Below are 17,551 nucleotides of genomic sequence, written 5' to 3'. Positions count from 1 at the left end.
CGCGCAAAAGCCCAGCTGCCGGGATTTGGGGTTCTCGAGAGCCGGGGGGCGGGAGTGTAGTTTGGAAGCTGCTGCCCGAACCCACGACGAGCGCAACCCTTCTTTTTTGAGCGGCTTTCCGAGCGCGCCAGTGCGCTCGAAGCCGCTTCACGCCGTTCGAGTAGAAGCCCCTTCGCAGTGGCGGCGAGTCATGGCCTAAGGCTGCCGAAACGCCGTCGCAGCGGATTTCTTCATCTGGCTTGCATACTGACGGGCGGTCTTGGCTATCGTGACAATGGCCTTCCAAGCCTCGGTGGCTTTCAGCCAAGCCTTGGCTTCGCGGAATTTTGTGTACACCCAGGCAAAGGCCGGAATTTTCATCAGCTTGTCCCGAGTAAGGTCGAAGAGGCGCTCGACCAGGACGAGCTTTAGAAGCTCGCCGACGATCAATGTCACGACGCTGCTCACCATCTGACCTGTAGCGGCCAGATATGCGGCCATCGGCTTGACCGGTTCCAGCATGATCACCGGCACCGAAAACAGCGCCAGCGACGGGTAGGGCCGCAACGATCTAATCCAGGCGCGCAACCGCCTCAACACGACATGCCTGGCGAGCCAGTTAGATATTGGCCTCGCGATGGCCGTGAAAGCCGCGTCGACGAGGAAATACAGGGCGGCCAGCACATAAATGACCGGTTTCAGGATTTGCTTCACTGTTAATTTCTCCGAAGCAAATTCAAACTCCGATGGCTCGAAATGTTTCATTGTCGACGCGACGCGGGCTCTCAATTGATGGAATGGTCAGCTCCCGTGACTTACCGCGGCGGTGCCGGCCGATCCTCGCTGGGGATCGATCTGCAGGGACAACCTTGTAACCGGCGAGGCGGTTGCCCAGGGGCAAGATCGTTCAAAAGCAGGAGTGCAGCGTCACGGCCGTTCAGGAACGGCCGGCGCAGCACTGCGTTGTACGCCAATGAAGAGGTTCTTCTTTGATTTAGCCGGCGAACTTCCGGCCCACGATGTCTTGGGGCACCAGTGCCGGTCCCGCAAGGAAGCAAAGGACCACGCGCAGTTCGTCGCTCATAGGATTGGCACCGAGCGGCCGAATTTCGCGAAACCCGGAAACTATATCTCGGTCCGAGATGACAGTGGCAACGAGATATTTGAGGCGCCGATTACATCGGGGGGTCGCCCGAACATCGTTCGACGTCAATGACCTGTTCCTTCGCCCGTTTCAGACTTGGCTTCGACGCTGTCGTTCGCCCTCGAAGCCGTGAGCTCACCAGCCGGCAGTCGAGTGAAGACCAGAAACGCCGGGCTCGGGAAATGGCGGCGAACGCAATCGATCGCATTACCAATCCAGAAGCATCGGCCGACGATCAGGCCGACCGCAAGCGTCGCCTGCTTAAAGGGTCGGAAGAATTCCAAGAAGCCCGTGTCGACCGACCAAAGAGGAAGTGGGATGGAGGGATCTTCAATAGCGGAGACAACGGGAATCGATCTGTCCCATGCTTTCGCATGCGCTGAGTGCTCAATCAGGCTCGAATGCTTCCTGGCTGCAATCCAAGGCAGCTAGGGCTTGCTCCCCTATGGTCTGACTGACGAAAAGCTGACGGGCGTGACTGTAGTGGTCCGTGAAGCTCTCGGCGCGTAGGCGGCGTTTGGCACCCTGTTCGACGTCAGCGAATGAAGTGGATCCGCGCTGCGTCGGACGCAGGCTTGGTTTGTGCTATGTCCTTTGGGGCATAGCGGGCATCAAAACGCACTTGATCCGATCTGACCTGCGAGTAAGCGGATTGGATTGGTCCGGTCCGCCAAATCCGGCTTGCTGTGGCCGATGAGGCGGCGCGCGTTGAAACCCAATTCGCTCAAGTCTTTCGCGCATAGCCTGTGGCCGTTGCTCTGGTGCGGGGGTTGTCAGTCGCTGATGGCGCACTCAAATGGTGCGTGGCGACCACGCTGCCTTTGGAGGCCCACCAGCGCGGTGTAACGGCAGTTCGTCGCAAAACGGGTCACTGCAAAGCGGGAGATCCGCCATGTCACGCCCTTGGCACAGGGTGCACCTATTCAAAAAAGCTCGCAGCCGGCCCTTCACCCGGTCATCAGCGAGGGTATGTCTCCTTACGAAACCTATTATGTTCTCGCGACCGACGAAGGAATTCGAGCCCGAACGAACTGAGCGCGGAATGGCTGGATTTGCGGCGATGCCGAATAGCTCAAGCCTGCCGCTTGGCCACCTCCGCGCCATAGCGCGCTCGGGCATCTTCGACGGCTTGCGCCTGTGCCGCCGCGAGCCTCTCGCGGACCTCCTTGGCGCGGCGCGCGGCATCAAGCGTCGCCTGCGCGTGGCCCTGGAACTGCGGCATCACCTCGCGTGCGATCAGTTCGTAGCTGCGCAATGTTGCTGAAGGATTGGCCCAGTTGTGCGCCAACAGCAGATAGGCGCCAAAGCCGCCGCTAGATTGTTGCCACAACCGCTCGATCTGGGCGGCGCACGCGTCCGGCGTGCCGATAGCACCGAGGCCTGAGCCGTTGATGAACTCGATCATTTCGGCGACCGAGTTGCCGACCACCGCCATTTGGGGGAATGCGGCGACCTGCTGGAAGTAGCGGAACCAGTGCTCGATGCCGTATTCGACGTCGCGATGTGCCTGTTCTTTGGTTTCCGCGATGTGGCACAAGCCAACAAGTCGCCACTTGCTCCGGTCAACGGTTTTGCCATGCGCCTTCGCCTCGGCAGTCAGCACATCCCAATGCAGCGCCAGCGCATCAAAGCCGGCGGCGGTGGTAGCGCCCACCGACAGCATGCCCAGGCCATATCGGCCGGCAAGCTTGGCGCCGGTAGGAGACGCTACGGCCGCGACAGCAACGTCGAAGAGTGGGTTGGAGTAAGGCCGCAGGTGCAGCCGCGCCTCGCGCAGGTCCCAGCGATCGTTCTTGAACGTGACCGGTTCGTCGCTGGTCAAAAGCTCCGTGATGATGGCAACGCCATCTTCCAGCAGCCCGCGCGTCTGACTCTGCTGCAGACCGATCATGGCGCCGTCGGTGGGTAGCGAGCCCGGGCCGAGGCCCAGCATCGCCCGCCCGCGCGTCAAATGGTCAAGGAGAACGATGCGCTCAGCGACCCACAGAGGGTTGTGATACGAAACGCTGATCACCCCGCTGCCGAGTTTGATGTGACGCGTGCGCTCGGCTGCCGTCGCTATCATGATTTCCGGAGAGGCGGAAAGCTCGGTGCCAGCAGAGTGATGCTCGCCGAGCCACGCTTCATCATAGCCGCAGCGATCCAGCCACTGGATGAGATCGAGATCGCTCTGCAATGCGAGCGTTGGGTTGATGCCGGGCTTATGGAAGGGCGCGAGAAAAATGCCGAAGCGCAGACGCTGGCTCATGGGGACATTCCTCCACTTTTGGTGGGGCCGTCGCTGGCCTACTGACCCGGTTCAAGCTGGCGCTTGGTCCGCGGTTCCCCGACAGGGGATTGGATCGACACGATAACCGCTCCCTGGAGCGAACCGCAAGGCGTTGTTATTTGCGAGAAGGGTTACAAAGGTCGCGGTGCATCCCCCGCCGCGTGGCACCCCAATCTTCCTCCGCGACTGCATGGGGGCTTGAGGGTCGTCGCCGGGCTGGAGTTGGATTTCTGCCTCAACGGATGTCCGGCTGCTTTCAGCATAACGTGCCGATGCAGCCCCGTGCTTGCGCCGACCACTTCAAGGGTATTGATGCGCAATGGGCACGCGCGGTCGTGGCGCACAGTTCTCGATGATTGGAGTAGATATAGCTTCTGTTGCCGCTGACGAAGGCAAGCGCATGCAACATGTTCGCGAAGCTTCGCATCATCTTCGGACCTAGGACGAAGATCGAGCGCTGGCACTGTGTCGAAGAACCAGCCAGCTTCGCTTGCAATGTTTAGTAAACTGTGTCTTACTAAACAAATCGAGCCTGCCGGGCCTATAGAATCCGGGTGGCGCGAGGAAACGGCAGTTTAGTTGTTCAGCTCGTCAAGGACTGTGTTGCTCTGCTCGAAGCATTCGAGCGGGTCGGAAAGCCGTGCCATGTCGATGGCCGGCCCCCATTGGGAGGGAGCGCGTTATGAAGCGAACATTGAAGGCGCTTGTTTTTGCGTGCGGAGCGGTTGCGTCCGCCTTCGGCATAGCGGCGGGGACCACGCCCGCACAGGCGCAGGGCAAAACCATCACGCTTTGCTGGGCCGCATGGGACCCCGCCAACGCGCTGGTCGAGCTTTCGAAGGACTTCACCGCCAAGACGGGCATTGGCATGAAGTTCGAATTCGTGCCGTGGACCAATTATGCCGATCGCTTCCTGAACGAACTGAATTCGCGCGGCTCGTTATGCGATCTCATCATCGGCGATTCACAATGGATCGGCGGCGCCGCGGAAAACGGTCAGTACGTCAAGCTCAATGATTTCTTCAAGAAGGAAGGAATCAGCATGGACGACTACATGCCTGCGACGGTGGTTGGTTATTCCGAATGGCCGAAGAATACGCCGAACTATTGGGCGCTCCCGGCGATGGGCGACGCGGTCGGCTGGACCTATCGCAAGGACTGGTTTGCCCGGCCCGACGTGCAGAAGGACTTCAAGGCCAAGTACGGCCGCGATCTCGCCGTGCCGAAGACGCTCGATGAACTTCGCGACATCGCGCAGTTCTTCCAGGGCCGTGAAATCGACGGCAAGAAGGTCTATGGCGCCTCGATCTACACCGAGCGCGGCTCGGAAGGCATCACCATGGGCGTTTCGAACTATCTCTACGACTACGGCTTCAAATACGACGACCCGAAAAAGCCCTACGCGATGGACGGGTTCGTGAACTCGCCCGTCGCCGTCAAGGGGCTCGAGGCGTACAAGGATCTCTACAAGTGCTGCACGCCTCCCGGCGCTTCCAATTCGTACATGTCAGAAGGTCTCGATGCCTTCAAGTCCGGCCAGGTCGCGCTTCAGATGAACTTCTTCGCCTTCTTCCCGGGTCTCTACAAGGATCCCAATGTCGGCGGCGACAGGATCGGCTTCTTCGTCAATCCGGCCGGCCCTGCAGGACAGGCAACGCAACTCGGCGGACAGGGAATCTCGGTTGTTTCCTACTCCAAGAACCAGGATGAAGCGCTGCAATACATCAAGTGGTTCTCCGGTGCTGACGTGCAGAAGAAGTGGTGGGCGCTGGGCGGCTATTCCTGCGCCAAGTCCGTGCTGAACGATCCGAGCTTCCCGAACAGTGCGCCTTTTGCCAAGGAATTCCTGCAGTCGATGGGGATGGTCATGGACTTCTGGGCCGAGCCTTCCTATGCCCAGCTGCTGCAGGCGGAGCAAAAGCGTGTGCATGACTACGTGGTGGCCGACAAGGGCACCGCAAAGGAGGCGCTCGACGGCCTGGTGAAAGACTGGAAGGCCATCTTCAAGGAAGAAGGCAAGAAGTTCTAACGGCAGCCGCCCGGAGCATGCGCGAGCGCGCTCCGGGCCCCTTTCGAGATTGCCGGAATCTGTCGCCTCGCTGACGCTCCCGGTGCCAGGATCGGTCCAGATCATGAACGACTTGAGTGCATCTTCGCGGATCAACTATCAGGCCGTCATGGTCCGGCCGAGCGTGGAGCGCCGTATCCGGGGCTTGTCGGACAAGGCGCTCGCCTGGCTTTTCATCACGCCGACGATCGTCCTGCTGCTCGCGATCAATATCTTCCCGCTGCTTTGGACGATCTATCTCTCGTTCACCAACTATCGCGCCAACCGGCCGAATGCACCGACGATCTGGCTGGGGACCGACTGGTACCAGTCGATCCTGACCGATCCGGACATCTGGGCGGCGATGCAGGTGACGGCGCATTTCGTGATCTGGACGGTAGTGATCGAGACCGTCCTCGGATTCGGCCTCGCATTTCTCATCGACAAGAAGTTCCGCGGCCACGGCATTTGGACCACGATCATTCTGCTGCCGATGATGCTTTCGCCGGCCGTGGTCGGCAACTTCTGGACGTTTCTCTACCAGCCTCAGATCGGATTGTTCAATTACGTGGTCGCATTCTTTACCAGCGGCGATGCCTCGTCGTTTCAGATGCTGGGCGACGTGAGGCTCAGCCCCTGGGCCATCGTCATTGTCGATGCCTGGATGTGGACGCCCTATGTGATGTTGATCTGCCTCGCCGGTCTGCGCTCGATTCCCGATTACATCTATGAGGCGGCGGAGGTCGACCGCGCCTCGAAATGGCGGCAGTTCTGGTCGATTACGCTGCCGATGGCGCTGCCGTTCATCATGCTGGCGGTGCTGTTTCGCGGCATCGAGAACTTCAAGATGTTCGACATGGTCAACCTGCTGACCGGCGGTGGGCCGGGATCGACCACGGAGGTCGCATCGATCACGCTCAAGCGCGCGGCGTTCGAGAGTTGGCGTACCGGCTATTCCTCGGCCTTTGCGATCATCCTGTTCGTGACGGTCTTCGGCCTTGCCAATATCTACGTGAAAGCGCTGAACAAGGTGAAAAGCCGATGACGTCAGCCAACGCAGCGCATTCGGTCGTCGAGCCGTCGGCGGTGGTGCGGCGCTTTGCCGGCTCGCTCGTGGTGCTCTACGCCATCATCACCATGATCCCGCTGGTATGGATCGGGCTTACCGCGTTCAAGTCGCCGGACGATGCAATCTCCTATCCGCCCAAGGTGCTGTTCAAGCCGTCGCTCGAAGGTTTCTGCAATCTCTTCACGACGCGCTCGCGCCAGACGCCGGACTTCATCAAGACGCTGGGGCCGCCGCAGGGTCTTTGTGACAGCATCGCTCGGAGCCGCAACATGGTGGTCGCCGGGCCCTCGAACTACGTGCCGCGCTTCTTCAATTCGCTGATCATTGCCTTTGGTTCGACCGTGCTCGCCGTCGCCCTGGGCACGTTGTCGGCCTACGGCTTCTCGCGGTTCCGCGTGCCCCTAAAGGGCGATCTGCTGTTCTTCATCCTGTCGACCAGGATGATGCCCCCGATCGCGGTCGCGATCCCGATCTACCTGATGTACCGCACCGTCGGACTATCGGATACCCGGCTCGGGATGATCCTGCTTTACACCTCGGTCAACGTCTCGCTCGCCGTCTGGCTTCTCAAGGGCTTCATCGACGAGATCCCGCGGGAGTACGAGGAGGCCGCGATGATCGACGGATATACGCGCTTCCAGGCCTTCGTGAAGGTTGTACTGCCGCAGGCCACGACCGGAATTGCGGCAACGGCGATCTTCTGCCTGATTTTCGCATGGAACGAATACGCATTCGCCGTGCTTCTGACGTCGGGCAACGCGCAGACGGCGCCGCCGTTCATTCCGATCATCATCGGCGAAGGCGGACAGGACTGGCCCGCGGTTGCCGCCGGCACGACGCTGTTCCTGGTGCCGATCGTGGTGTTCACGGTGCTCTTGCGCAAGCATCTCTTGCGCGGCATCACCTTTGGAGCCGTCCGCAAATGATTGTCGATGCCAATCCGTCCATCACGCGTCGCGGTTTCGCGGACAAGATTCTGCGACGCGGTCCGCTGGAGGCGATCGCGACGACGATCATCGCCGCCGGTGTCGTCATGCTGATGCAACCATTCTTCCTGACGCTGTATTCCTGGTCGCTCGCGACCACCCTGTTCGGGACGGTGATGTTCACCATTGTGTCGAAGGTCAGGGAGTAGGGCGCGATGGCACAGATCAGGGTCGAGGCACTCGACAAATCCTTCGGAGCGTTTCATGCGGTGAGGGCCGCCGGCTTTACGGTAGAGGACGGTCAGTTCCTCTGTCTGCTGGGGCCATCCGGCTGCGGCAAGACCACGACGCTCCGCATGATCGCAGGCTTGGAACTGCCGACGGCCGGCACCATTCGGCTCGACGGTGAGGATGTGACGATGAACCGCGCCTCGGCGCGCGATATCGCCTTTGTGTTCCAGCTCTTTGCGCTCTACCCGCACATGAACGTCCGGCGCAATATCGGCTTTCCCCTGAAGTGCGAGGGCATCGGCGCGGCTGAGTGCGACCGGCGGGTCGTGGAGGCCGCGCGGATCTTGCGGATCTCCCATCTTCTCGACCGGTCCGTGTCGGGCCTCGCCGGCGGTGACCGGCAGCGCGTCGCACTCGGGCGGGCGATCGTGCGCAAGCCGAAATGCTTTCTGATGGACGAGCCACTCGGCGCCCTCGATACCGAGATGCGCGAGGCGATGATCCATGAATTGCGCGCACTGCATGACCGTCTCGGCGCGACCACGGTCTACGTCACGCATGACCAACTCGAGGCCATGGCAATGGCCGATATGATCGCAGTGATGAACGATGGCGTCGTCGAGCAGGTTGCGACCCCACGCGAAATCTATGACCGGCCGGCGTCGCTCTTTGTCGCTGACTTCATCGGCTCGCCGCCCATGAATTTCCTGTCGTTCCGCAGCGGCCTGCAATCCGGTGCGCAGGCGATCCGCCTCGGCGAGCGCGATATCGCCATTCCTGCGGCGCGAGAGGCGCTGGCGGAAAGCGACCTCGTCCTCGGGGTCCGGCCCGAGCATGTGCGGTTCGCCGATCGCGGCGTGGTGCGGGGTGAGGTCTATGGGTCCGAATATCTCGGCACGACGCAGATCGTGACCGTGACGACGCGTTACGGCGCACTCAAGGCCCGCTCGCCCAGCAGCATATCCTTTCGCATCGGCGATAATGTCGGGCTCGACTTTCGGCCCGACACGCTGTCGATCTTCGACAAGACGACGGGGCGGGCCATTCGAACCGCGCTGCACGAAGGAGCGGCCCATGGCTGAAGTCGAGATCAGAGCGGTCTCCAAGGCGTTCGGCAGGACGCAGGTGGTCAGGGATCTGTCCCTGACCATAGGTGACGGCGAGTTCGTCGCGTTGCTCGGGCCGACCGGCGCCGGAAAGACCACGACGTTACGCCTGATCGCAGGATTGGAGCGGCCGGACAGCGGTTCGATCCGGATCGGCGGACGCGACGTTGCCGGCAATGCACCAGCCGATCGCGACGTTGCTTTCGTCTTCCAGCAATATTCGCTTTATCCGCACCTGACTGTGTTCGAGAACATGGCCTTCGCGTTACGTGCGCCGATCCGCCGCGTGTCTGAGGCCGACATCCAGGCGAAGGTGAAGGAGGTCGCGCGTCTTCTCCACATCGAAACCAAGCTGCACAACAAGGCGACGCAGCTGTCGGGCGGGCAGATGCAGCGTGTCGCGATCGGCCGGGCCCTGGTGCGCTCGCCCTCGATCTACTTGATGGACGAGCCGCTCTCCTCGCTGGACGCCAAATTGCGCGGCGAGATGCGCCTCGAGCTCAAACGGATTCAAACCGATCTCGGCGCGACGATCCTCTACGTAACCCACGATCAGACGGAAGCGATGACCATGGCGTCGCGCATCGGCGTGATCGAAGCCGGGCGGTTGATGCAGATTGGTTCGCCGCGCGAGATCTATGAGAACCCGATCAACGACCATGTCGCGGCGCGGCTGGGCCAGCCGACGATCAACCTGCTGCCGGCGTCCTTGTTCGCCGGCGTGCCGTCCGGAGCGCAGACTATCGGCGCGCGGACCGAGCACCTGACAATCACGCGCGGCGGCGGAGACGTGTCGGCGACCGTCAAGCGGGTCGAGCACCTCGGCGATCAGAGCCATCTTCACCTCGACCTCGCCGGCCAGCCGGTTGTGACTCTGGCCGATCCTGAGACGAGGTTGGACGCCGGGGATGTCGTGTCGCTGCGCCTCAACAAGCCGCTGTTCTTCGATGCGAAAGGTGGGAGGATCGCGGCATGAGCCTTGATCGGGAGGCCAGGGAAAGACTGGTGCGTGCGCTTGCCAGGTCCGTGATCGAACACGCGGATGAATTGACAAGCCTTGACCAGGCGATCGGTGACGGGGATCACGGTCTGAACATGAAGCGTGGCTTCGAGGCCGTGCTCGCGGCATTGCCGGACCTTGCCGATAAATCGCTGCCGGAGATGCTGAAAGTGATTGGAATGACCTTGGTCATGAAAGTCGGCGGTGCGTCCGGGCCGCTTGTTGGGACTTTCTTCATGGAGCTAGGCAAGGCGCTTCCGGAACAGTCGACCCGAGCGGATCTGGTCGCGGCGACCGAGAAGGCGATTAATGCCGTCAAAGTGCGGGGGCGCTCGGAAGCGGGGCAGAAAACCTTGCTCGATGTCCTGGTGCCGGTGCAAGCAGTGTTGGCGGGGGGCGGCGATGCCAAGGCGATCGCGGCGGAGGCGGTGCAAGCGGCCGATCGCACTATTCCCATGCTTGCGATCCGCGGTCGCGCGTCGTTTCTCGGCGAGCGTTCCGTCGGTCACATGGACCCGGGGTCACGCTCGGCGTCCCTTTTGATCAGGGCAGCGGTTGAGACACTGGAGTCCGAGGTAGATTCATGAGCAGTTCAAGTTCCGGCAACGTCGGAATCGTCATCGTGTCCCATTCCCCAAAAATTGCGGAGGGCGCGGCCGATATGGTGCGGCAGATGGTGGGCAGCGCCGTGCCGCTTGCCTGGACCGGCGGCGATGTCGACGGCGGGCTCGGCACGAATGTCGCTGGAATCCTCGCGGCGATCGAGACGGCCTGGTCGCCGGCCGGTGTCGCGATCCTGGTCGACCTTGGCGGAGCGGAGACCAATTCCGAGATGGCGGTAGAGATGCTTGCTGAAGATCGGCGCGCGCGAGTGGTGGTCTGCAATGCCCCGGTCGTCGAGGGGGCCGTGATCGCGGCGACCGAGTCGTCGGGCGGCTCACCGCTTGCCGCCGTCAAGCGCAGCGCGGAGGAATTCTATGCATGATGGCAACGTCACCCGAGCGGCTCAAACGTTTGTGCCGCTGACTGCCTCGGCGGTCCTCGTCAATAAAGTCGGTCTTCATGCGCGGCCGTCGGTAAAGCTCACGCAGTGTGCCAAGGGTTTTGCCGCGAAGATCGAACTTGCCCTCGCCGCCGGGGGCCCCTGGACAGACGCCAAGAGCCCGGTGAAGGTAATGCGCGTGAAGGCGCCGCAGGGCGCGACGTTGCATTTCCGCGTCACCGGCTCCGATGCCAAGGCAGCGCTTGCTGCCGTACTTGCACTTGTGCATGACGGTTTCGGCGAGGCTTGAGCGCGGTGGCAGAGATTCATCTCAATGGCCTTATTGCCTCTCCGGGTCTCGCGATCGGGCCAGTCACCATGCTGACTACGACTGTGGCCAGGCGGACGGCGAGCGACAATCCGACGCAGGAGGCGACGGCGCTGCGGGTGGCAATCGAAAGCGCGAGAACGGAGATCGCCGAGCAGATCAAGACAAGTCGGGGAGAGGTGGCCGACATTCTGGAATTCCAGGTCGCCATGCTTGAAGATGATGCACTGGCGGATCCGGCATATGGTGTCATCTCGCAAGGGGTAGCTGCTGACCATGCTTGGCGATTGGCGCTCAACGTGGAGATCGATGGCTATCGCGCTGCCGAAGACGAATACTTCCGTGCGCGCGCGGCCGATATCGTTGATATCCGTGACCGCGTGCTCGCGCATCTGAGTGGCGTGGATACAGTCGCCAGGATTGCCGGTGGCTCGATCGTGACCGCTGACGACATCACGCCGTCCGCCTTTCTTGCCGCTGATTGGTCGCAAGGCGGCGCCATCGCACTGGCTGCGGGCTCACCTTCCTCGCATGCTGCGATGTTGGCGCGGGGGCGCGGCACCCCCATGGTGGTCGGCCTCGGTCCGTTGTCATGGAGCGGACAGCCGCCGTCCTTGGCGCTCGTCGACGGCGATGCCGGCACCGTGATCTTCGATCCCGAGCCGGAAACGCGCCGCCTGTTTGAACTCCGCATGGCAGCCGCGAATGCAGCGCGGATTGCCGCCGACGCGGGCCGCTTCGCGCCTGCGTGCACGGCTGATGGCCGGCGGATCGCGGTCCTTCTCAATATCGCCGGGCCCGATGACCTCGCTGGCCTCGACCCAGCAATCTGTGATGGCATTGGTCTCGTGCGTACGGAATTTCTGTTCGAGGTGTCCCAAGGGCTGCCGGAAGAGGACGCGCAATATGCAGTCTACCGCCGCATTCTCGACTGGACCCAGGGAAAGCCGGTAACGATCCGCACCCTCGATGCCGGCGGCGACAAGCCAATCGCGGGCTTGACGACCGACAGTGAGCGCAACCCGTTCCTTGGCCTGCGCGGCATCCGCCTCTCGCTCGCGCGACCAGAGGTGTTTCGCGTGCAATTGCGGGCCCTATGCCGGGCGGCTGCGCATGGGACGCTGAAGGTGATGCTGCCGATGATCGCGGTCCCTTCGGAATTGGAGCGTGCCGGCGACATGCTTGATGCAGAGTTCGCGGCTCTCAGAACGCAGGGAATCGCCTGTGCCCGACCACCGCTCGGCATCATGGTCGAGGTGCCGGCAGCAGCGCTGTGCGCGGAGGATTTCGGCGCGGCGTTCTATTCTATCGGCTCGAACGACCTGACCCAGTACACGATGGCTGCGGGGCGCGATATCGGTGCCGTCGCCGACCTCAACGATACGGCCAACGCAGCGGTGCTGGCGCTGATCGCGCGAACAGTCGAGGTCGGGCGTAAGCGCGGCGTCGAGGTTTCGCTCTGCGGCGATGCCGCGGCCGATACTCGCTTGACGACGGCGCTTCTGGCGACAGGCCTGACGACTTTCTCGGTATCGCCGATTGCGGTGGCTCGGCTCAAGGCAGCCGTCGCCGGGGTGACCACATGAATATGACCGATGCAGGCGGGGATACAAGCCGGCCGGGCGACAGCAATGTCGCGGATTACAAGCTCATCCTGCGGCGCGCCCTCGACAACCGGCCGTCCGGGACGCGACTGAAGCTCGCGGCGGCGCTCGGCAAGAACCGCTCCTTCGTGAGCCAGATCACCAATCCTGCGTACTTGGTGCCAATCCCGGCGAAACATGTCGCGATTATCTTCGAGGTCTGCCATCTGTCCGGTGCCGAGCGTGCCGCTTTCCTCGAAGCCTATGGACGCGCGCACCCGGGACGGCTACGCGCAGCCCACCGCGAGGTGCGCACGCGCACTGTTACGGTGACGGTGCCCGATCTTGGTGACGACAAGAAGAATCGCGCGCTCGAGCAGCTCATCGTCGACTTTTCTGCTCAGCTCGCGCGCTACGCCGAAAGCATCGGCTGACGGATCCGGACTGCAGAGAACACGGACAATCGGGAGAACGCCATGAAAAAGCTGATCAACAGCGCCGACACGCTGCTTGAAGAGAGTCTCGACGGCTTGGTAGCTGCACATGCCGATATCCTGCTTCTGGGCACCGAGCGGAAGTTCGTGCGCCGCCGCACCCTGAAGCCGGGCAAGGTAGCGCTAATCTCAGGCGGCGGCTCGGGACATGAACCGCTCCATGCGGGCTATGTCGGCGCAGGCATGCTTGATGCCGCATGCCCCGGCCAGGTCTTTACGTCGCCGACGCCGGATCAAATGATCGAGGCGGCAGAGGCTGTCGACACCGGAGCGGGCGTGCTCTTCATCGTCAAGAACTATGAAGGCGATGTGATGAATTTCACTATGGCCGCCGAGATGGCCGGGCGCGAAGTAATGAGCGTTGCGACAAACGACGACGTCGCGGTGGAGAAATCGACCTATACGACCGGTCGTCGCGGAGTCGCGGGTACGCTGATCGTGGAAAAGATGGTCGGCGCCGCAGCCGAAACCGGAATGCCGTTGGCCGCTCTCAAGGCGCTCGGCGATGATGTCAATCGGCGCACCCGCTCGATGGGGGTGGCGCTCCTACCGTGCACCGTTCCGGCGGCAGGCCGGCCGAATTTTACCTTGGCTGACGACGAAATGGAAATGGGTGTCGGCATTCATGGCGAGCCGGGTCGCCGCAGGGTGCCGTTGGCATCCGCCGATGCGATTGCTGCCGAGCTGCTCGACGCGATCCTGAGTGATCTCGCGCCCGGCAGGGGTAGCGAAGTCCTGCTTCTGGTCAACGGATTCGGCGCAACGCCTCTGATCGAACTCTATCTGATGGTCAACAGCGCTAAGCGGATTCTGGACGGGGCGGGGATCGCGGCGACGCGTTTCCTGACCGGTTCCTATGTGACGTCCCTCGACATGGCCGGTGCCTCGATCACCGTCTCCGTGCTCGACAGCCAGTCAAAAGAATTGTGGGACGCCCCGGTGCAGACCGCCGCGCTACGCTGGGGTATCTGATCGATTGGAGCGATGGTTTAATAGAATTAGTAGGTTAGAAGGTGACGTGTGCGCAGCTTGTGCGTCCTGCGGAGTCCGACTACTCGACGCACACTCGTTCTTCTACGCCACCGGCATCACGCCGGCGATATCGATGAAAATGATTGGCGTCGGATCGCAATACGCCGTCGCCTATGTCAGTTCGACGAAAGAGCCACTCGACGGCAGCAAAACCGACCGATTACACCTGCTCGCGAATATTCCGGTCAAGGATTTCTGGTCGCTGGTGCACTACGACAATCAAGCCCATTCGATGTTACAGATCGATCAACACCCGAGCATTGGCATTCAGAAAGGAGTTGTCGTCAACGCCAATACGTCAGCCGATATTTACTTTGGCCCCAAGCCCCCGCTCAGCAAGGAGAGCAACTGGGTGCACCTGGCCAAGCGGGGGATGGGACGCAATCCAGAGGCTCTACGGTCCACTGCCGTCGTGGTGTGAAAATACTTGGAGGTCCGGCAAGATCGAGGAGCAAACTGAGCGAGGGAGTGCGCGGGCATTTCAATCAATATCCATCTGTCGCCCCAAGAAGCCTTTGGGGGACGTCTGCTATTCCGCCACTGTCAGAGGATAAGCCGACATCCGGCAAACGGGCCAAAACTGACGCGATTGACCCTGGCTGTGTAAAAACGCAAAGGATCGTATCGCGACTAGAATTAGACTCTTCAGTTCGTCATCTAAGTTGAAGGTGCTTGTGAGCTTGAGCGCTAAAACGGTCTTGGACGAATAGCTTCTTCTGTCGCGCTCAAGCGTCTTGGCATTTTCACACGGCCAAGACCCCAGCCGGACCTGGCCTCATCTCCGCCCAACGCGGATGCAGCGGGCTCTTGCGGGCCTCACGCATGCGCTACGCGGTACGGGATGAACCCTGCATGACACGCTTGACCACCATGGCCGCGATGCCCGCGAGCACGGCCTTTGCCTGCGGGGACGCAAGCATGTCGATGATCGGGTTCGACGGTTGCGCTTGCGAGGGAGGCTGGGCGTCACCACTGACGAGGATATCCCGGAGTTGACCGGGCTTCCCATGCAGATCGGTGAGCACCCCGCCCAGTTCCTTCGGTTCGGGCGCCACTTGCCCCGGTAGCGCCACGCCGCGCGCCGCGGCTCGCTGTTGCAGCATCTTCACGAACGCCGCCCGCTCTTCCGGCGAAAGCTTGCCCAACGCTTCTATCGCAGCCTCCGCGTACTGGTCAGGCGGCACGGCGTGTGACACATCGCCATACCGATTGAGAACCTCTTGATCGGAATAACCTTCCGACGGATCTCCTTGTTCGTATCGATCAATGAAATCCCGGTACTCTTTCTGGCGTTGCCCACCGCCCATTAACTCATCAAGGATACCCATGTACAGCTCCTGTTTGCCGTCCAGATCCGCCACGCAATCCGCGCGCCTGTGCCAGTACCTGCTTGCACTGGAACCACAGCCGTCCGTGGAAACTGACGTTTCGTTATACAACGACTGGACGCCCTTGCTTGATTTGAATCAAAGGGAGCTGGTGATCAAGGAAGGACGCTACATGGCCGCTCGCTCGGAGGCGCCAGGCGGAAAGACCTTCTCCCATGGTGAGAAACGGCAAACCGAAGAAAAATCGGCTGCGAGTGCGCCGCGTGGTCGATGTACCACTTTGCGAGGTCTCTGGTATTTGCTCGCGCCGGAATGCAAACGGTCGGATGTCTCTGATCGCGGTCGGCGACGCTGAAGCGAAGATCGCCTGGTCCTCGCCGTCGCGCGGCGATGGAAGCAAGTTCGACTGGCATAAAAAAAGCATCGCGAAGATCTCAGGTTCGGATCTCCCCAGGCATGACCCGCAGATCGAGGCGGTCTGCGCGGACGGCATCGGACGCATTTTGCTGCTTCAGGAGAACCCTCAGCGTGCCGAACTCATCGACCTCAAGTCGTTAGAGGCGGTTGCCTTAATCGATCTTGTGGTCGAAGGGCGTGACAAAATTGCGCGAGCGTGGCGCGACCCGAAGGGATCGCGGGGCGAAGGAGCGGTATTAATGTCCGGTGGGCATTTGCTCGTTGCCAAGGAGAAGAAGCCGGCGGTGCTCATTGAGTTCGGCCCGCCACATTCGCGGTCGCGGGGGTTGGTCCGCGGCGGTGCGCTGACGGACGGCAAGCGGTGGTCAATCAGAAGAGGCCGCCATCGGTTCGTTGCTCTTGCAATCTGGCTTCCCGACAAGACACTCACCAAAACCTGCGCCGACTTCAGTGACCTCGCGATAGGTCCGGATGGCTGCCTCTATTTGCTCAGTGACCAGTCTGCGACGCTTGCGCGGCTCGATGATCTCCCGGCGGGGGGCGGCACCGCGGCGCTCCGCGAGGCGTGGCGGCTTGGCGATCTGGATGGCAAGCCGGAAGGTCTCGCATTTACCGCACAGGGTCATGCGATCGTCGGGCTCGACACGCGCAAAGCGCGCCGAAACCTCGTGCTGCTTGAGCCGGCGGTTGCGAACCTGCAGGACGGCAGGAAAGTGCGGCTTACCTGATAATCTTGATAGACCACCGCCGGCATCGTTGTGGCGGATCCCCTGAGCAGAGATTGCCTGGTGCCCCTCTCCTTGGCGCATGCGATGTGCGAAGGTCGATGATGGGAGCTGGCTGAGCGTTGATCTGGCTCAACGGGGCGGGCGGGCCGACCGGGCGACCCAGCTAGGCGTAATCCTTCAAGGATATTTTCAAGGCACCGATTGGGCTGGCTGCAGTTAGCGGTATTCTAAGCGTCGAGTTTGGAGGCTTTCAAACTTTTTTCTGCCGCACCGAAAATGCGCATCGCTTCGGTGACGTACTTTGTCTGATTGCGGGCGCGTTCTTCCGATAGCAGATAGACGTTGCCGTGACGCGCGACCACGCCGGTCCTTGAGAACTCGTTGAGCTTGCGAATTACCGTCGAGCGCGGCAGACCGACGTAATGCGAGATCTTGGTTGCATTCATAGGTCTGTTTTCTGCATGGCCCACCATGATTGCGGAGCCGATCAACAGCAGTGAGTGATCGGCGGGGTTCTTGCCGAACACAGAGGCGACCATCACGCGGGTGAGCGCAATGTACGCCTTCGCCAATGCAAGCCGCTCCGAACGGTGCAAAATCGGGTACGTCCCAAGCATGTGACCCTCCTTTGATTGGCATCACCGGAAGATTGACCGTGCCCGGCTTAGGCTTCAAGCGGTAGATTGGGTGTTCCTACGCAACGCCTACGATGAGGTTCGTCCGAAATAGTGCTGTGGGGCGTGCAGCTATTGATCGACCACCACCAGTGGTCCTGGTCGTGATCTTGATCTTCTTTCGATTTTTCGCCAACCCGTCTCCGGAAAGATCCGAGGACGAGGATTGGCACAGCAATCCAACAGCAATCGATTTGACCGCGAGTCCCAAAAA

General features: G+C 61.4%; 20 protein-coding genes. 15 read left to right on the top strand and 5 right to left on the bottom strand.

Annotated elements, in window-relative coordinates:
• Window positions 1-195: 195 nt before the first annotated feature.
• Window positions 196-744, bottom strand: coding sequence for a hypothetical protein (locus tag JQ553_RS09490; RefSeq protein ID WP_249144055.1), 549 nt, complete (start codon window positions 742-744; stop codon window positions 196-198).
• Window positions 745-952: 208 nt separating this feature from the next.
• On the opposite strand from JQ553_RS09490, the gene JQ553_RS35225 reads away from it, so the two are divergent.
• Complete coding sequence (locus JQ553_RS35225) at window positions 953-1,195, top strand: DUF6894 family protein (RefSeq protein WP_409363044.1); 243 nt, start codon at window positions 953-955, stop codon at window positions 1,193-1,195.
• Here JQ553_RS35225 and JQ553_RS09485 read toward each other — a convergent pair.
• A complete protein-coding gene (locus JQ553_RS09485) occupies window positions 1,189-1,407 on the bottom strand; it encodes a hypothetical protein (RefSeq protein WP_212499607.1) in 219 nt (72 codons plus the stop codon). The two genes, JQ553_RS35225 and JQ553_RS09485, sit on opposite strands and share 7 nt — an antisense overlap.
• Before the next feature lie 788 nt (window positions 1,408-2,195).
• The gene (locus JQ553_RS09480; protein WP_212499606.1) at window positions 2,196-3,371 is read right to left on the bottom strand and encodes an LLM class flavin-dependent oxidoreductase; all 1,176 of its coding nucleotides are present in this window, start codon (window positions 3,369-3,371) and stop codon (window positions 2,196-2,198) included.
• 703 nt (window positions 3,372-4,074) lie between these two features.
• Here JQ553_RS09480 and JQ553_RS09475 point away from each other — a divergent pair.
• From JQ553_RS09475 to JQ553_RS09415, 13 genes are all read left to right on the top strand, one after another.
• The gene (locus tag JQ553_RS09475) at window positions 4,075-5,421 is read left to right on the top strand and encodes an ABC transporter substrate-binding protein (protein ID WP_212499605.1); all 1,347 of its coding nucleotides are present in this window, start codon (window positions 4,075-4,077) and stop codon (window positions 5,419-5,421) included.
• A 103-nt stretch (window positions 5,422-5,524) separates the two neighbouring features.
• Complete coding sequence (locus JQ553_RS09470; protein ID WP_212499604.1) at window positions 5,525-6,484, top strand: carbohydrate ABC transporter permease; 960 nt, start codon at window positions 5,525-5,527, stop codon at window positions 6,482-6,484.
• Complete coding sequence (locus tag JQ553_RS09465) at window positions 6,481-7,434, top strand: carbohydrate ABC transporter permease (RefSeq protein WP_212499603.1); 954 nt, start codon at window positions 6,481-6,483, stop codon at window positions 7,432-7,434. Before JQ553_RS09470 ends, JQ553_RS09465 begins: the two co-directional genes overlap by 4 nt.
• Window positions 7,431-7,643 (top strand): hypothetical protein, encoded by a 213-nt coding sequence (locus tag JQ553_RS09460; protein WP_212499602.1) that lies wholly within the window; start codon window positions 7,431-7,433, stop codon window positions 7,641-7,643. Before JQ553_RS09465 ends, JQ553_RS09460 begins: the two co-directional genes overlap by 4 nt.
• 6 nt (window positions 7,644-7,649) lie before the next feature.
• Window positions 7,650-8,747 (top strand): ABC transporter ATP-binding protein, encoded by a 1,098-nt coding sequence (locus tag JQ553_RS09455; RefSeq protein WP_212499601.1) that lies wholly within the window; start codon window positions 7,650-7,652, stop codon window positions 8,745-8,747.
• Window positions 8,740-9,747, top strand: a complete 1,008-nt coding sequence (locus JQ553_RS09450) for an ABC transporter ATP-binding protein (protein WP_212499600.1) — start codon at window positions 8,740-8,742, stop codon at window positions 9,745-9,747. The genes JQ553_RS09455 and JQ553_RS09450 overlap by 8 nt, the downstream gene beginning before the upstream one ends.
• Window positions 9,744-10,358 carry a dihydroxyacetone kinase subunit DhaL gene (gene dhaL / locus JQ553_RS09445; RefSeq protein WP_212499599.1) on the top strand — a complete coding sequence of 205 codons (615 nt, stop codon included), beginning with the start codon at window positions 9,744-9,746 and terminating at the stop codon, window positions 10,356-10,358. Before JQ553_RS09450 ends, dhaL begins: the two co-directional genes overlap by 4 nt.
• Window positions 10,355-10,756, top strand: coding sequence for a dihydroxyacetone kinase phosphoryl donor subunit DhaM (gene dhaM / locus JQ553_RS09440; protein ID WP_212499598.1), 402 nt, complete (start codon window positions 10,355-10,357; stop codon window positions 10,754-10,756). Before dhaL ends, dhaM begins: the two co-directional genes overlap by 4 nt.
• Window positions 10,749-11,063, top strand: coding sequence for an HPr family phosphocarrier protein (locus tag JQ553_RS09435; protein WP_212499597.1), 315 nt, complete (start codon window positions 10,749-10,751; stop codon window positions 11,061-11,063). Before dhaM ends, JQ553_RS09435 begins: the two co-directional genes overlap by 8 nt.
• 5 nt (window positions 11,064-11,068) lie before the next feature.
• Window positions 11,069-12,667, top strand: a complete 1,599-nt coding sequence (gene ptsP / locus JQ553_RS09430; RefSeq protein ID WP_212499596.1) for a phosphoenolpyruvate--protein phosphotransferase — start codon at window positions 11,069-11,071, stop codon at window positions 12,665-12,667.
• 2 nt (window positions 12,668-12,669) lie between these two features.
• Entirely contained in the window at window positions 12,670-13,098 is a 429-nt protein-coding gene (locus tag JQ553_RS09425) for a hypothetical protein (RefSeq protein WP_212499725.1), read from the top strand.
• A gap of 42 nt (window positions 13,099-13,140) precedes the next feature.
• The gene (dhaK, locus tag JQ553_RS09420; protein WP_212499595.1) at window positions 13,141-14,130 is read left to right on the top strand and encodes a dihydroxyacetone kinase subunit DhaK; all 990 of its coding nucleotides are present in this window, start codon (window positions 13,141-13,143) and stop codon (window positions 14,128-14,130) included.
• A gap of 133 nt (window positions 14,131-14,263) precedes the next feature.
• Window positions 14,264-14,611 carry a DUF1214 domain-containing protein gene (locus JQ553_RS09415; protein ID WP_212499594.1) on the top strand — a complete coding sequence of 116 codons (348 nt, stop codon included), beginning with the start codon at window positions 14,264-14,266 and terminating at the stop codon, window positions 14,609-14,611.
• Window positions 14,612-15,017: 406 nt separating this feature from the next.
• Here JQ553_RS09415 and JQ553_RS09410 read toward each other — a convergent pair whose 3' ends face one another.
• Window positions 15,018-15,518, bottom strand: a complete 501-nt coding sequence (locus JQ553_RS09410; protein WP_212499593.1) for a hypothetical protein — start codon at window positions 15,516-15,518, stop codon at window positions 15,018-15,020.
• A 215-nt stretch (window positions 15,519-15,733) separates the two neighbouring features.
• Between JQ553_RS09410 and JQ553_RS09405 the strand changes: the two genes are divergently transcribed.
• Window positions 15,734-16,663 (top strand): hypothetical protein, encoded by a 930-nt coding sequence (locus tag JQ553_RS09405; RefSeq protein ID WP_212499592.1) that lies wholly within the window; start codon window positions 15,734-15,736, stop codon window positions 16,661-16,663.
• A 227-nt stretch (window positions 16,664-16,890) separates the two neighbouring features.
• On the opposite strand, the gene JQ553_RS09400 is transcribed toward JQ553_RS09405, so the two are convergent.
• Window positions 16,891-17,280, bottom strand: a complete 390-nt coding sequence (locus JQ553_RS09400) for a helix-turn-helix domain-containing protein (protein ID WP_212499591.1) — start codon at window positions 17,278-17,280, stop codon at window positions 16,891-16,893.
• Window positions 17,281-17,551 lie beyond the last annotated feature (271 nt).

Source organism: Bradyrhizobium lablabi, from assembly GCF_018131005.1.
GTDB classification, from domain to species: Bacteria; Pseudomonadota; Alphaproteobacteria; order Rhizobiales; family Xanthobacteraceae; genus Bradyrhizobium; species Bradyrhizobium lablabi_D.
This window is presented reverse-complemented; position numbering and strand designations above follow the sequence as displayed.